Raw genomic sequence first — 15,361 nt, 5'->3', positions numbered from 1 at the left:
AAGAGGTGTGAAACAATACAATGTTTAAAGATAAAGTTCTTCTCATAACAGGGGGCACAGGCTCTTTTGGTAATGCTGTATTAAGGAGATTTTTGAATACAGACATTAAAGAAATACGCATCTTTTCAAGAGATGAAAAAAAGCAAGATGATATGCGTAAACTCTATCAACATCCGAAAATTAAATTTTTTATCGGTGATGTACGTGACATCCAAAGCATTTACAATGCGATGTATGATGTCGATTTTGTTTTTCATGCTGCCGCTCTTAAGCAAGTCCCCTCTTGCGAATTTTTCCCACTAGAAGCAGTTAAGACGAACATCCTCGGTACCGATAATGTTTTAACTGCTGCTATTCAAACAGGTGTAAAAAAAATTATTTGCCTATCTACTGATAAGGCTGCTTATCCAGTAAATGCAATGGGAATATCAAAGGCCATGATGGAAAAAACGTTTATTGCTAAGTCAAGAATGGTTCATCCAGATCAAACATTGATTTGCGGTACACGATACGGCAATGTGATGGCCTCTCGAGGCTCTGTTATCCCTTTATTTATCGAACAAATTAAAGCTGGCAAGCCTTTAACTATTACAGATCCAAAAATGACACGCTTTATGATGAGTCTTGACGAGGCAGTAGAACTAGTTTTATACGCCTTCTCACACGCTGGTAACGGGGACATTATGGTTCAAAAATCACCAGCTGCTTATATTGAGGATTTAGCACAAGCTTTACTAGAAATATTTCAGGCTCAAAATAAGATACAAATTATCGGAACACGGCATGGTGAAAAGATTTATGAAGTGTTATTAACAAAGGAAGAAGCTGCAAAGGCCATCGATATGGGGAATTTTTATAGAATCCCTGCAGATAATCGGGATTTAAATTACGGGAAATATCTTGATGAGGGCTCTCCTAAAATTACGTTAACCGATGAATACAACTCTACTAATACGAAAATACTGTCCGTCGCTGAAATCAAAGAAAAATTATTAAAGCTCCCTCTTGTTCAAGAAGAATTACATAATTGGATGGGAGGAAAACCTTGAAATTTTTAGTTCTTGGAGCTACTGGAATGGCTGGCCACACGATTTCACTCTATTTGTGCTCTCAAGGGCATGATGTAACTACCTATTCACGAACAGCCTTTTCATACGGAAATAATATTACGGGAGATATTTTAGATACAAATTTTTTAAGGTCACTATTACTAGACCACGACTACGATGTTGTAGTCAATTGTATCGGAGTTTTAAATGATGCCTGTGAAACCGACCGTGAGAATAGCATATATCTCAATAGTTATTTGCCTCATGCCATCGTATCTTTATTAAAAAACAAGAAAACAAAGCTTATTCATTTGAGTACGGATTGTGTATTCTCAGGAAAAGCAGCACCCTATCATGAAAAAAGCCTTCTCGACGGAGAAACCTTTTATGATCGTACGAAGGGCTTAGGGGAAATTGAAAACACTCCACACCTGACGTTTCGTAACTCTATCATCGGCCCTGATATGAAAGAAGCTGGCATTGGCCTCTTTCATTGGTTTATGAAGCAGCAAGATACTATTAACGGCTATACTGGCGCAATATGGACGGGAGTTACTACCCTAACATTAGCAAAAGCCATTGAACGTGCAGCAATTGAAGGGACAACAGGCCTCTACCACCTCGTCAACAATAGCAGTATTTCAAAGTTTGATCTACTGCAATTATTCAATAAGCATTTCAAGGAAAATAAAGTAATCATTCGACCAGATCAGCTCGTAAACATTGATAAAACACTAATTAATACACGAAAAGATTTTTCATTTACTGTACCTAGCTATGAAGAAATGATACTTGAGATGAAAAACTGGATGTGGCAGCATAAAGATTTGTATCCTCATTATTTTCAATGAGTTTGGAGGTTCAGTATGCTAAAAAGAAAGTACGGAGACCGTGCAGAATGGCGACGAGTTATAGAAAGAAAGTACAGTCAGTCATATCTTGATACTAGAGATTTTAAGGGTTTTATAACATTATTAAAAACAACCCGAGTTACTGAACCTTTATTCGTGAATTATGGAGAGAAAAAGCTATGTATTGTTGATAACTGCTATTTATGGTTACAACAATTTCCTCATAAAAAAAACCATTCTGTAACAACCATGTTTGATGCTAACGGAGAAATAATTCAATGGTATATCGATATTTGCCATAAAAATTCAATAGAAGAAAATGTACCTTATATGGATGATCTATTTTTAGATCTTATCTTGTTACCATCGGGAGAAGTGATTGAAAAAGATGCTGATGAATTAGAAGAAGCTTATTTGAATGGCATCATTGATAAATCTCTTTATGATTTAGCTTGGAACGAGCTAAACAGCATAAAAAGAGATTTATGCAAAGGTGAATTTAAGTTGGTTAACCTTTCTAAAAATCATAAAGATTTTTTAATAAATGAATCAATTTCATAAATCATATTTTTCAAGAGCTTAGACTAGTTCTGTCGTAAAGACATATGTGGTTTCTTTTCTTAAGAAAAGCACCTCCTTTAATTGATACGTCTATCGTACATGGAGATGCTGATGTTAATATGAGTATTTGATTATGGTCTTACAAAGATTTATGGTGGCATTAGACCCCAAATCATTCGACACATTTCAGTCAGTATAAGTTATAGATGATTGTACCTTATAGAGAGCATATTATAGAACATAATTCACTGTAAGCTAAACGTAAATTAAATAAAGGCTTGTCGAAAAAGATTATTCGCGACAAGCTTTTTATTGCTAATGTGTGATAAAGAGTTATTTATATGAAAATATTAGCACTATCTTCTTTTACATTTTCTTTATTTGCTTTTTCTGTTTCTTTTACTTTTTTAATATCCTCTTTTTTCTCAACGTCTTTTAAGAAGAATATCATTATAGAACTAATTAATAATAATGTACTTAAGAAATATAATCCGACAGTTGTTGTATTAAATGTATCTTTTAAATACCCCATCATATATGGCCCAACAAAACCACCTAAGTTACCAAATGAGTTAATCATTGCAATACTTACCGCAAGTAATGACGGCGCCAACAACAACTGTGGATACGTCCAGAATGGTCCTTTGAAACTATACATCCCTGTTAAAGCAAATGTAATCAATATCATAGATAAAACAGGATGTGCATTAAATACCCCTGCACCCGCTAACGTAATAGCAGCTACAAATAAAGGGAATGCCGAGTGGAACTTTCTTTCTTTCGTGCGATCTGAGTTACGTGACCATAAAATCATCACAATTGTCGCTACGATATAAGGCACCATAGCAATAAATCCAACTTGTGTATTCGATAAGTCATCTGAAAATCCTTTAATAATTTGTGGCATCCAATAACCTACACCTAAACTTCCTGTCAAATAAACAAAGTAAATAATTGATAAATACCATACACGCCCATTTTTAAATGCTGCAAAATGACCATCTTGTTTTACAGCTTTACTCTGCTTTACAGTTTTTTCATTTTCAATTGTCTTCGTTAACCAAAGCTTTTCATCATCATTTAACCATTTTGCATCCACTGGCTTATCTGTTAATAATTTAAATGCAATAAATCCACAAAGAATAGCTGGAAATGCCTCTAAAATAAACATCCAACGCCATCCTTCAAAACCTAAGAAATTGAAATTATCCATTATAAGAGTTGATAACGGTGCTCCTATAATATATGAAACTGGAATGGCCATTGAGAAAATAGCAATTGCAGATGCTTGTTCCTTACCTCTGAACCAATATGTTAAATACAAAATAATACCTGGGAAAAATCCTGCTTCTGCAACCCCTAGTAGGAATCGAATAATATATAGTTGCATTTCATTTTGTGCAAAAGCCGTACAACCTGAAATGATACCCCATGTAATCAAAATACGCGCAATCCAAATACGTGCGCCAAACTTCTCCATTAAAATATTACTTGGAATTTCAAACACAAAATATCCAATGAAGAAAATCCCTGTTGCTAAACCGAAAACCTGGCTTGTTAAACCTAAATCTGCATTCATTTCTAATGCAGCATAGCCTATATTTGCACGATCTAAGTACGCTAATATGTAACATAAAATCAAGAATGGCAAAATACGTATAGATACTTTTCTCATTAATTTACGCTCGTCAACTTGCGGTAAATTATTTTTCATAAACTATATCCCCCATTTAACTATTTTCTATATTTAAGCCCCTTTGTGAGAAGCAAAATACCAATTATATATGGATATCACATGCATCAGCTAAAACTTCTACAAGATGATATACTTCAACACTTTCATCCATTTTTTCACGATCAATACCAAGTTTCATTTGCAAATGACACCCCGGATTTGATGTAATAATCCATGCTTTTTCTTGATGTAGTGTATTTTTTACATGAAGCATCTTTTCATCTAAAATTTTCATTGAAGCTTCATAATTTATAAAATTATAAATTCCAGCTGAGCCACAGCACATATCTTTTTCTAGTAATGGTACATATGAAATACCCGGAATTTTCTGAATTAAATTAACAGGCGGTGCTACACATTTTTGAACATTTGTCATATGACAAGAAGGCTGATATGTGACGAGCTGTGAAATAGATTTTTTAAATGGCAAATCTACTTGATTTAAAAGGACACTTATATCAACAACTTTTTCAGCAAAGGCTTTTGCACGTTCGGCCCACTTACTATCATTTTTAAATAAAACATCATATTCAATGAGCATTGCTCCACAACCACCAATACTATTAACAATATAATCAAATTGATGTTTTTCAAAAATTTCAATATTATGCTTCGCTAACTTTATTGTTAAATCATGTTCTCCGCTATGATTATGTAATGCTCCACAACAGCCTTGCTTTGGAACTACACTTACATTACAGTGAGCCACTTGCAATAATTTAATACTTAACGTATTAATTTTTTTGAACATCGTATCCATTACACAACCTGTAAAAAATCCTACATTAAACTTTTTTATTTGCTTTGATGCATAAAATGATTGCCTTTTGTGACGGTCTACTTCTGGTAGTATGTTTTCAAACGCTTTCATTTTTTCTGGGAATACATTTAATATATTTGATTTACGGACTACTTTTTGCACCCCTGTTTTTTGATAAAGACTTAACCCTACTTCACCAATATTTAGTACTTTTTTATTTGGAATTGTATGTTCAAACAACATATACTTAATAAGTTTGTGACGTTTTTTCATTCTTTCTTTATTATAAGTCGCTAAACTCGCAACAGCCGATTCTAAAATCGTGCCATAAGGAACGTTTGAAGGACAGGCAGTTTCACAAGCTCTACATCCAAGACAAAGCTCAATACCTTGCTCCATATCTTCATAAGAAATTTTTCCTTCAGCAGCCATTTTCACTAAATTAATACGGCCACGTGGTGAGTGTTTCTCCTTTTTAAAAGTAATATAGGTTGGGCAAGCAGGTAGACAATAGCCGCATTGTACACAGCTAAGCGTTTCTTTATAAGCAAGTTCTTGTTTAATCATTTGTTAACGAAAATTGCTGCCCTTTTTCAGCAAAAATCTTTCCTGGATTTAAAATATTATTTGGATCCCATGCTTGTTTAATTCGTTTCATCATATCTACCCCTACCTCACCTAGTTCCATTTCTAAAAATGGTGCCTTTAATGTGCCTATTCCATGCTCACCTGAAAGTGTTCCACCAAGTTCAATTGCTGCTTCAAAAATTTCTGTTACAGCTTTTTCCACTCGTTTCATTTCCTCCAAATCATTTGCATCTGCAATAATATTTGGATGTAAATTTCCATCACCTGCATGACCGAAAATAACTAGCTCAACATCGTATTTTTGACGAATTTCTTTTAATCGTGAAAACATCTCTGGAATTTTACTTCTCGGAACAGTTGCATCTTCTGAAATTTTTGTCGGTTTATTACGAACAATTGCTGGTGACACTAGCTTACGTGCTTTCCATAAAGCTAGAGCTTTCTCTTCTGTTTTAGCAATTTCTACTTTTCGAGCGTTATACTTTGTACATACATTTCTAACAACTTCAATTTCTTGTTCAATTGCTACCGGATGCCCATCTAGTTCAATTAAAATCATTGCCTCTACATCTATCGGTAGACCTGTCGGTTGATATTCTTCAACAGCTTGAATAGACGCTTGATCCATAATTTCTAATTTAGCAGGTATAATACCTGCACTTAAAATATTAGAAATACTGTGGCCGGAATCTATCAAATTATCAAATAAAGCCATTAATGTAACTGTAGCCTGTGGTTTCGGATAAAGTCGTAGCGTTGCTTCTGTTATGACAGCAAGTGTACCTTCTGAACCAACAATCAAATTCGTCACATCGTAACCGGTTACATTTTTAATAGTTTTTCCACCTGTACGCATTATATCTCCCTCAGGCGTCACGACTTCTAGACCTACTACATAGTCTTTCGTCACTCCATATTTCAACCCTTTAGGTCCCCCTGAATTTTCTGCTAGATTACCACCAATCGTAGCAATATTCATACTACTTGGATCTGGTGGATAAATTAAGCCATGTTTGAGTGCGGCATCATTAATTTGCTTCGCTGTAACACCTGGTGAAACTACCACAAGCATATCCTCTGGAAAAACTTCTAATTTCGATGTCCATTGAGAACAATCTAAAACAATACCGCCTTGTACAGGTAAAGGTCCGCCACTCAAACTCGTTGACTGCCCTCTCGGATACACTGGCACTTTATAGTGATTAGCTATTTTCATAATATTTACTACTTCTTCAGTTGTTATAGCTTGTACGGCAATATCAGGCATATACGAACCAAAAGAGGCATCATACGAATAACTCACTAAATCTGCTGGATCTCTCATAACTCGTTCTGTGTCTGAAATAATTTTTCTAATTTCACTTTCTACTTTTTGTAGCTCCATACAATCCCTCTTTCTTTAATTAATAATAAGAGTTCTTTTCGATTAAGCCTGAAAACTGCGAATTCTTTATATTTCTAATAGTAAATAGTCACCGATTTGCTTTTTCGCTGTTATTTTAATGGTTCACCTAATCGAAATCTGTTTTTTCAGAAATCAAAAAAGAGAATCATTTTTTAAAAATTTTTTAGTTTCCACTAAGAAACATCTTTCCTAATTGTTAATACAACAAAAGAGTGACTTGCTTGCGAATTTTCTTCAGAAGATCACAGCATCCGGTTGACTCCTTGTAAATAAAGAAATTGATTACATCGTGAAAGCCTTGAAGGACTTCAAAAATAACCTTTGCATGCTATTGGGTTTCTAACTAACATTCAATACTGTGTTATTTCAAGGATTCCAATTTATTTCGTGCATTTGTTAAATGTAAAATCATCGCACTACTTGCCGCACGTGCATCTTTTCTCTCAATCGCTTCTACAATTTTTCTATGCTCTTCTAGTACTTCATTACGCTTCTTTTCTAACCCCAAATTTTTTGATAAAGAAAATTGTAACGCCTTTATATAAAGTTCCGAGAGATTATTTTGTGTATCTATAAAAAATTGATTGTGCGATGCTTGCATAATTAATTTATGAAAAGCAAAATCAATTTGTTGCCCTGTATCATAATCACATTTATAGACCTCTTCAAATTGTTGAACTGCTTCTTTTAAAGCTTCCAATTCTTCTTCTGTACGGCGTTCAGCTGCCAAACTTGCTGCACTCGACTCAATATGTATACGAAACTCTAATAAATCAAGAATTTCCTCTAAAGAAATGACTTCAAAGCGAATTGGCGCTAACATATCTGATAAATTGATCGAATTAATACGACTTCTTCCACCCTGTTTACTGGAAATAATACCCGACACTTCGAGAACTTTTAAAGCTTCTCGAATAGGTGCCCTACTAACACCAAAATGCGTAACTAAATCATGTTCACTTGGCATTAAAGACCCAACTGATAATTCATCATTTTTTATCATTTCTAATATTTCTTCTAAAACCTGATTTGAAATACTTTTACGTTCAATCATCATTTATAAAACCCACTTTCTAATATATCTTTACCCTCAAGTTGTCGACTTATAATACAAGTATACAAGTTAATTTCTTAATTTTCTATATTTTTCATAAATTTTCTTTGCATAATAACTTTAATCGTTTGTCAAAAGTATCGAATTCCTTTTTTTACATCTATCTTAATTTTATAAACAATACACTTTTCAGTTTTTGAAAAAAGGTCAGAGCGGCTTTTAAACGGTAGCCCCCATTCACATTTTGTCGAAATTAATGGGATGGGTTTGGAAATGGTGAATTGCTTGATGAGGATAAAGATTTGAAGGAAAATATAATGTTTTGTTTTCGCCTAGAAGTGATCTGCCATCAGAGGTAAAATTCTTGATTTATTATTCAATTCCCTAAAAGTTGGTAGTACAATGGTAGAATCATACATTTGTAAAGGAGAGAAATTAATGACAGCTCAACAACAAGCAGCGATGCAATCTATGATTGATTGGCTAGCAGATGAACGAGAACTCGGGAAACAACCTAGTAAAATAGAAATTGCGGGAGAGTTTGATTTACATGATATGCACTACTATATATTCAAGTATAAAAAAACAATGCTTGGAAAATGGCTCCTTGGTGTATGCGGAGGCTATGAGGACCCTTCTTACACTGAGCATTGTGGCCATATATTCAGCGAGATGCAACCTTATGACCCTGCGACTGCAGAGCAAGAAGCTGTAAAAATGGTAGAATTAATCCGAGAATACTGGATGCAGCAGGCTGCAGCATATGAAGCTACCCAATCCATGGAGGACGAGACGGAAACACAAGACAGTGGATCTGGTATTTTTAACGGATTCGTTCTGCTTAACTCTGCAGAATGTGATATTGATCAGATAAAAGCCAACCTTTTGAATGATTGGAACCTCTCCTGCTCGTCAGTAGAGGATGAGGAAAACGCCGAAGAAACAAACGAAGGAACCCTGGTCTTTGAAGTGGACGACTGCATGTTAGCGGTTAGTTTTGTCGATGCTCCCGTACCAGATGGTGAGGCAGAGTATTATGCACAGGGAAACTACATGTGGAAAGAAGCCGTGGAGGTTACTCAAACGCATGTTGCTCAAATCATCCTGGCTGTATTTACTCGTTCCGGCTCCCCGCTGGACAGCGGCATGCTATACACCAAACTGGCGGCAAGTTGTCTAAAGCTTCCTAACGCAATAGGGATCTATACATCTGGCACAGTATTCCAGCCTGAACTTTTTCAGGATATGGCAGAAGTCATGAAGAATGACGACATGTTTCCTTTACTGAATCTGGTTTATTTCGGCCTGGTCGGAACGGAAACCGGGGTAAATGGATATACCTATGGGCTAAAAGCCTTTGGCAAGGATGAAATTGAAATCCTGGACAGTCAAGCATCTCCTGCCGAGCTGCGTGATTTTTTGATTACTATTTCCGGATATATTGTAGAAGAGGATGTTACTTTAAGGGATGGAGAAACGATCGGCTTCTCAGCAGAGCAAAAGCTGCAGATTTCCCGTTCCGAGGGAGTTTATGTCGATGGGGATACTCTCAAAATCAAATATTAGTCTCATGCCAGAAGACACTGTAAAGTTGTAGTGAACCTCAAAAGTTAGACTTTAACCAGAATGGATTTCTCCATTCTGGTTTTTTTATACAGCCAATCTTTCATGCTAGGTGACTGAACCCCTAATTTTTCGAAAACTTTTTTCAATGGTTTGCATTTGTAGTTAAAATGGAGAAATTTTGTAGATATTCAGAACTAATACTATATGAAACAACCTTCTCCTTGCACTTCTTGACTACATCAACGTGATTATCGTAACTAAAAACAAAGAAATTAACGTCTTCTTTTTTGCCTCTTTTTACGTTGATGACAAATGGAGTAACATTAGTCTCTGGCTGTAGAAATAATTGTTCATTGCCTGGAAATATATAATATTTTTTTAAAAAGGAAGCTTTATTAAAATAGGCTGTAAATCTATTTTTTTCTTCCTCTTCTAAATTCTTTCCGTTAAATGTTACCGTTACATCTTTAACATCAAGTTTTTTATGCAGTTCAAATTTTCTTACTCCCCATGCCACAGCTATACTGGGAGGGCTCATTAACAATTTAATAATAGATCCAATTACTAGTGTAATAATCAAACCCGATGTCATATCATATCAACTCTTTCAGTAGGCTATATCGATGATTTATCATCCACCTCTCAATGATAAGGGATTTATATTTTTTATAACCATCCAATTTGATACTTTTTTGACCATCCATTTATCTTAGGGATAAATATATAAGCTAACACATTTTTAGTCATTCAATTGGCTATTAAACTATTAAGAGCTTCTGCAAACCTTTTGATTCCTTCATCTATTGAATCTTCATCTTCCCTGGCGAAAGTAAATCGAACAAAACCATCTTTGGATCCCAGTGTAGAACCAGGAACATAAATGACACCTCTTTTAATAGATTCTTCAAGCAATTGAGTTTCATTATAATTTTTAAGTATTTTACACCATATATGAATACCACCTTGAGGAATAGAATATTCCACCAGATCTTTTAAATAAGTATCAAGGCTTTTTATTATTTTATCTCTCCTTTTTTCTAATTCCTTAATTAAACTTTTTATATGAATATGAAAATTTTCTGATTCTAAAAAATCATTCGCTATCCATTGAGTATAGCTAGAATGACCGAAGTCGATTTGTTGTTTCGCATCGGATAATCTTTCAATCACAGATGTTGGGCCTATAATCCACCCTATTCTTAATCCTGATGCAACAATTTTGGACAAAGAACTAATGTATAATACGTTTCCATTCCTATCCATTGATTTAAGGGTAGAGATTTTTTCTCCTGAAAAAGCTGTTAAACTATAAGGATCATCTTCTACTACTGGAATCCCAAGCTTTGAGGATATGTCTAAAATCGCTTCTTTTTTCTTATTATTCAATAAGGAGCCCGTTGGATTTTGAAAATATGGATTTAAAAAAATCATTTTAATTCGGTGCTTTTTATATAATAACTGCAAATCTTCTGGGTTCATTCCATCCTTATCGACAGGTAGATAATGTACTTGTATACCTACCGATTTAAAAATTGGAAGATTATAATTGTAAGAAGGATCTTCTATTGCTATTGCATCTCCAGGCTTTAACAAACATTGTACAACTAAATGTAATGCTTGTTGCGCTCCTGATGTTATAAGTATTGAAGAAGGATTAGTTTCGATTCCCCGACTTTTTTTTACGTGTTTAGTAATGGTATTTCTAAGGGTTTCATTCCCCTGTGGATGATCGTATCCTAGGCTTCCAATAAAAGAACGTGTTGAAGTTATCTCGCTTAAAAAGCTTTTCGGGAAAAGTTCTTCAGATAATTCACCGGAAGCTAAATTTATTAATTTATGTTCAACAGCTTCTTTTCTTATTTTTTGCGTTACAGGTTGACTAGGTAAAAAAGAACCCGCCTCAATATACCTATTCCAGCTAGGAATCCTTTTTTTTGTCATACCCCATATATCTTTACTTATTGTAGTACCACTGCCTCTATTTCTTTCAATTAGCCCCATCGATTCTAATTCGTCATATGCATTAACGACAGTACTTCTATTTAAATGTAAAGCACTAGCTAAATATCTCTCTGATGGCAATGGTTTATCAGGTGGAAATGTACCATCTGCAATTCCCTTTTCCATATATTCTGCGAGTTGTTTATAGATCGCTTTTTTCGCTTGTCTATCAGGTTTCCAATCCAAATATACTCACCTCATTAGTTCCTTAAAACTTACTTAAAATCTTGCTTTCTTCTTTCATCAGTGTTATTCCTGGTAAAAGATTATATATTAATATTATTTCAATTGTAATGAACCATCCACTTCTTTTTATTTTAGCCATCCACTTAAATAATCAATCCTCATTTTTTCAACTGCTAAATCATCTCGTTTTTCTTCATGTTTTCTAACTTGCAATAACGGTTGTACTATTTGAATTTCAAATATCCCCTTCTTTTAGGGCAAAGAAAAAAGCACCTCCACGCACAATCCATTAATACAGAAACTCGATTGACCGAGTACTGTAAAATTGAATCATAAGCGAAAATGCTTATTTTTTCTCTAAGTATAACGTTATAAACTGTACGTCCCCAGGGTAATGCGGCAATCTAGTCACGTTTTGTCACGACAGGATTTCTTTACCCTTAAGGTCCATGAATCGAACGACACCGTGGTACTTTTTCGTTTGTTTTTGTAGTGTCCCAAGTAAGTCCTTCCAGCTTTTAGATTTCAGAAATAGGTTTTGTCCCAATCTCTTGACTCTTACTTATGCAGAAAAATAAATAGATGTCCTCGAACATACCTTAAAGTATGCTCAAGCTTGTTTCCTTTATATCAGTGATTAGCATATGACCCGGAGCATGGGTAATTATAATAGAAGGTTTACTTTCCATTGCTACTGCCTGAGGGGTTACGCCACAAGCCCAAAATACTGGTATTTCCCCTGGCTTAATGGACACGGCATCACCGAAATCTGGTTTTGAAATATCCGTAATACCTATTTGTTCTGGACTACCAATATGAATTGGTGCACCGTGTACATTTGGAAAACGCGAAGTAATTTGGATTGCACGAATCGCATCCTCTGGTGTCATAGGGCGCATACTGACAACAGTTGGTCCTTCAAACACACCTGCTTTTTCACAAGCGATATTTGTTTTATACATTGGCACATTACAGTTTTCTTGAATATGTCTTATTGGAATACCTGCTTCAAGAAGAGGTGTTTCAAATGTAAAGCTACATCCTATTAAAAAACCTACCATATCCTCTTCCCAATACTCTGTAATATCTAATACTTCTTCAGTTAAAATACCATCCCGATAAATACGATATTTCGGAATGTCCTTGCGAATATCTGCATTTTTAGCAATTTTTGAAGGGATAAATGATCCAGGTTCTGTCACGTCTAATAACGGGCATGGCTTTGGATTTCGCTGACAAAATAGTAGAAAGTCAAAGGCATGCTCCTTCTTCAAAATCACTAAATTTGCTTGTGTAAACCCAATCGACATGCCAGAAGTTGGTCCAGAAATTTCTTGATTGCGAATAAGTTTACGGATTTCATTCGGCTCTAAAGCACTATATGTTGTCATCATCAATTCTTCACCCCTTATAAATTAACCATCCATGAAAAGATGCTCATGGATGGATGGTTGTTAGATTAACTAAAAATTTTTGGAATTTCTTCAATAAATGTATTGATGCTGAGATATCCCATAAGAACAACTACAATTGCTCCAGTTACAGTTAGCCAACGTGGATGCTTATATGTACCAACAATTTCTTTTTTGTGTGCAGCAACTAATATAATGCCAAGTGATAATGGTAAAATCAGTGCATTTAATGCACCTACCAAAATTAACACATTAACAGGCTTTCCAACTAAGGCAAAAGTTGTTGTTGAAATGACGATAAATGCTATAATCACCCAATTATGATATTTCTCTATGTTAGGGTGGAATGAACGAATAAATGAAACGGATGTATAAGCTGCACCTACAACAGAAGTAATCGCTGCAGCCCACATAATCATACCAAACATACGATAACCAATATTACCCGCAGCTAGTTGGAAAACAGATGCAGGTGGATTGGCAGGGTCAATGACTAAACCTTTTGAAACAACACCAAGAACTGCTAAAAATAAAGCAATACGCATTACGCCAGTAATCAAAATACCTGTCACAGAGCTTTTTGTTACTTCTGGTAAGGATTCTTGTCCTTTGATGCCAGCGTCCAAAAGGCGGTGACCACCAGCAAAAGTAATGTAACCTCCAACTGATCCACCAACCAAAGTTACAATCGCAAACCAGCTAATTTCTTTAGGCCAAACGGTGCTCACAATCGCTTCTCCTACAGGTGGTGAAGTCTTAAAAGCAACGAATAGCATGAGTAGAATCATAACACCGCCAGCAATTTGCGCTACCTTGTCCATTGCCTTCCCTGCTTCTTTATAGATAAATATAAAAATAGCAAAAAGTGCACTTACAATGGCACCCATAATTGGGTCTACGCCAAGCATCGCATTTAACCCTAATCCAGCTCCGGCAACGTTCCCAATATTGAATGCTAAACCGCCTATAACAATCATTATTGCAAGGAGAACACCTAATCCAGGTAACACCTTATTGGCAATTTCTTGCCCTCGCAAGCCAGAAACAGCAATGATTCGCCAAACGTTTACCTGTGCGACAATATCTAGAATTAATGAAATTAAAATGACAAATCCAAAACTAGCCGCTAATTGCTGTGTAAATACTGTCGTTTGTGTTAAAAAACCTGGTCCGATAGATGAGGTAGCCATTAAAAAGGCTGCTCCTATTAACACACTTTTACTTGCTGTTTTCTTAACAAATTTACCTTTTTTCTCTTGCTCGATCCCAGCTTCACTAACTTCCGTTATTTTTGCTCCCATTGGTCTACCCCTCCTTGATTGCACGTACTGATATTTGATGTTCTGCTAATCTTGAATGAATATATTTTGCAAACTCTACAGCATGTTCCCCGTCCCCATGAATACAAATAGTATTTGCCTGTAATGGAATTTCGATTTGCTGTTGTGACAGCACAAGTCCCTCTTTCACCATTCTCACAACCTGATTCACAGCTTGTTCCTTATCGGTAATCAATGCATCAGGTTGTTGACGAGATGTTAAAGAACCATCCTTCTGATAGGTACGATCTGCAAACACTTCATGGGCTGTTTGAAGCCCTACTTTTTCTCCGGCTTTTGTTAATTCACTACCTGAGAGACCGAATAACACAAGTGAAGGTGAAATATCATAAATAGCTTGTGCGATTGCCTCAGCAATCGCTGGATTTTTAGCAGCCATATTATAAAGTGCTCCATGTGGCTTAACATGCTGCATCGTTTCATTGTAAGTCGTTAGAAAACCTTGCAATGCACCAACTTGATAAATAACCATATCATAGGCTTCCTGTGGTGTGATGTTCATCTCACGTCGTCCAAAACCATTTAAATCCGGTAATCCTGGATGTGCTCCGATTTTCACACCATTAGCAATGGCTAGCTTAACTGTCTCTCGCATGACTGTTGGATCTCCAGCATGGAATCCACAAGCAATATTAGCAGAGGTTACATATTTTAAGATTTCTTCTTGCTCTCCAAGTCGATAACGACCAAAACTTTCCCCTAAATCACAGTTTAAATCAACTCGAAACATCTTCTTCTCCCCGTTTTCTTCCCACTTAAGTAGTTATTATGAATACGTTTACAAATATTTTGTACCGATATTCGGAACTTAAGTTTTGAAATTTAAAAAAATCTTAACATATTTTATAATTTC

The 15,361-nt window shown here is 35.4% G+C and carries 13 protein-coding genes; 4 read left to right on the top strand and 9 right to left on the bottom strand.

The genetic code is table 11. The features are described from left to right. Nucleotides 1-20: 20 nt before the first annotated feature. From ACMZ42_RS11390 to ACMZ42_RS11380, 3 genes are read left to right on the top strand one after another with little or no spacing between them, the layout of a single operon-like run. Complete coding sequence (locus ACMZ42_RS11390; protein WP_370081283.1) at nucleotides 21-1,049, top strand: polysaccharide biosynthesis protein; 1,029 nt, start codon at nucleotides 21-23, stop codon at nucleotides 1,047-1,049. Then, a complete protein-coding gene (locus tag ACMZ42_RS11385) occupies nucleotides 1,046-1,900 on the top strand; it encodes an SDR family oxidoreductase (RefSeq protein ID WP_415731534.1) in 855 nt (284 codons plus the stop codon). Before ACMZ42_RS11390 ends, ACMZ42_RS11385 begins: the two co-directional genes overlap by 4 nt. Before the next feature lie 15 nt (nucleotides 1,901-1,915). After that, nucleotides 1,916-2,461: a DUF402 domain-containing protein gene (locus ACMZ42_RS11380; protein ID WP_415731533.1), complete on the top strand. Its 546-nt coding sequence runs from the start codon at nucleotides 1,916-1,918 to the stop codon at nucleotides 2,459-2,461. Between the two features lie 337 nt (nucleotides 2,462-2,798). On the opposite strand, the gene ACMZ42_RS11375 is transcribed toward ACMZ42_RS11380, so the two are convergent. The 4 genes from ACMZ42_RS11375 to ACMZ42_RS11360 form a co-directional block, all read right to left on the bottom strand. Continuing rightward, nucleotides 2,799-4,175 carry an MFS transporter gene (locus ACMZ42_RS11375; RefSeq protein WP_415731532.1) on the bottom strand — a complete coding sequence of 459 codons (1,377 nt, stop codon included), beginning with the start codon at nucleotides 4,173-4,175 and terminating at the stop codon, nucleotides 2,799-2,801. 64 nt (nucleotides 4,176-4,239) lie between these two features. Next, nucleotides 4,240-5,523: a (Fe-S)-binding protein gene (locus ACMZ42_RS11370; RefSeq protein WP_415731531.1), complete on the bottom strand. Its 1,284-nt coding sequence runs from the start codon at nucleotides 5,521-5,523 to the stop codon at nucleotides 4,240-4,242. Beyond that, the gene (locus ACMZ42_RS11365; RefSeq protein WP_415731530.1) at nucleotides 5,516-6,928 is read right to left on the bottom strand and encodes an FAD-binding oxidoreductase; all 1,413 of its coding nucleotides are present in this window, start codon (nucleotides 6,926-6,928) and stop codon (nucleotides 5,516-5,518) included. Before ACMZ42_RS11365 ends, ACMZ42_RS11370 begins: the two co-directional genes overlap by 8 nt. Before the next feature lie 382 nt (nucleotides 6,929-7,310). Further along, the gene (locus ACMZ42_RS11360) at nucleotides 7,311-8,006 is read right to left on the bottom strand and encodes a FadR/GntR family transcriptional regulator (protein WP_370081295.1); all 696 of its coding nucleotides are present in this window, start codon (nucleotides 8,004-8,006) and stop codon (nucleotides 7,311-7,313) included. 435 nt (nucleotides 8,007-8,441) lie between these two features. On the opposite strand from ACMZ42_RS11360, the gene ACMZ42_RS11355 reads away from it, so the two are divergent. Next, the gene (locus ACMZ42_RS11355) at nucleotides 8,442-9,569 is read left to right on the top strand and encodes a DUF4261 domain-containing protein (RefSeq protein WP_415731529.1); all 1,128 of its coding nucleotides are present in this window, start codon (nucleotides 8,442-8,444) and stop codon (nucleotides 9,567-9,569) included. 142 nt (nucleotides 9,570-9,711) lie between these two features. Here the strand turns inward: ACMZ42_RS11355 and ACMZ42_RS11350 are convergent, their stop codons facing one another. The 5 genes from ACMZ42_RS11350 to ACMZ42_RS11330 all read right to left on the bottom strand — a co-directional run bounded on the left by ACMZ42_RS11350 (nucleotide 9,712) and on the right by ACMZ42_RS11330 (nucleotide 15,238). Continuing rightward, nucleotides 9,712-10,161, bottom strand: coding sequence for a YfmQ family protein (locus ACMZ42_RS11350; protein WP_415731528.1), 450 nt, complete (start codon nucleotides 10,159-10,161; stop codon nucleotides 9,712-9,714). A gap of 155 nt (nucleotides 10,162-10,316) precedes the next feature. Continuing rightward, nucleotides 10,317-11,756 carry a PLP-dependent aminotransferase family protein gene (locus ACMZ42_RS11345; protein ID WP_370081301.1) on the bottom strand — a complete coding sequence of 480 codons (1,440 nt, stop codon included), beginning with the start codon at nucleotides 11,754-11,756 and terminating at the stop codon, nucleotides 10,317-10,319. A gap of 599 nt (nucleotides 11,757-12,355) precedes the next feature. Further along, nucleotides 12,356-13,147 carry a putative hydro-lyase gene (locus tag ACMZ42_RS11340; RefSeq protein WP_415731614.1) on the bottom strand — a complete coding sequence of 264 codons (792 nt, stop codon included), beginning with the start codon at nucleotides 13,145-13,147 and terminating at the stop codon, nucleotides 12,356-12,358. A gap of 68 nt (nucleotides 13,148-13,215) precedes the next feature. Continuing rightward, on the bottom strand, nucleotides 13,216-14,433 hold the full coding sequence (locus ACMZ42_RS11335; RefSeq protein ID WP_415731613.1) for an NRAMP family divalent metal transporter: 1,218 nt from the start codon (nucleotides 14,431-14,433) through the stop codon (nucleotides 13,216-13,218). Nucleotides 14,434-14,473: 40 nt separating this feature from the next. Then, nucleotides 14,474-15,238 (bottom strand): LamB/YcsF family protein, encoded by a 765-nt coding sequence (locus ACMZ42_RS11330; RefSeq protein ID WP_402873513.1) that lies wholly within the window; start codon nucleotides 15,236-15,238, stop codon nucleotides 14,474-14,476. Nucleotides 15,239-15,361 lie beyond the last annotated feature (123 nt).

This window comes from Lysinibacillus sp. NPDC056185 (assembly GCF_047737915.1).
GTDB lineage: Bacteria > Bacillota > Bacilli > Bacillales_A > Planococcaceae > Lysinibacillus.
The sequence above is the reverse complement of the archived record's forward strand: the minus strand, read 5'-3'. Positions and strand labels throughout refer to the sequence as shown.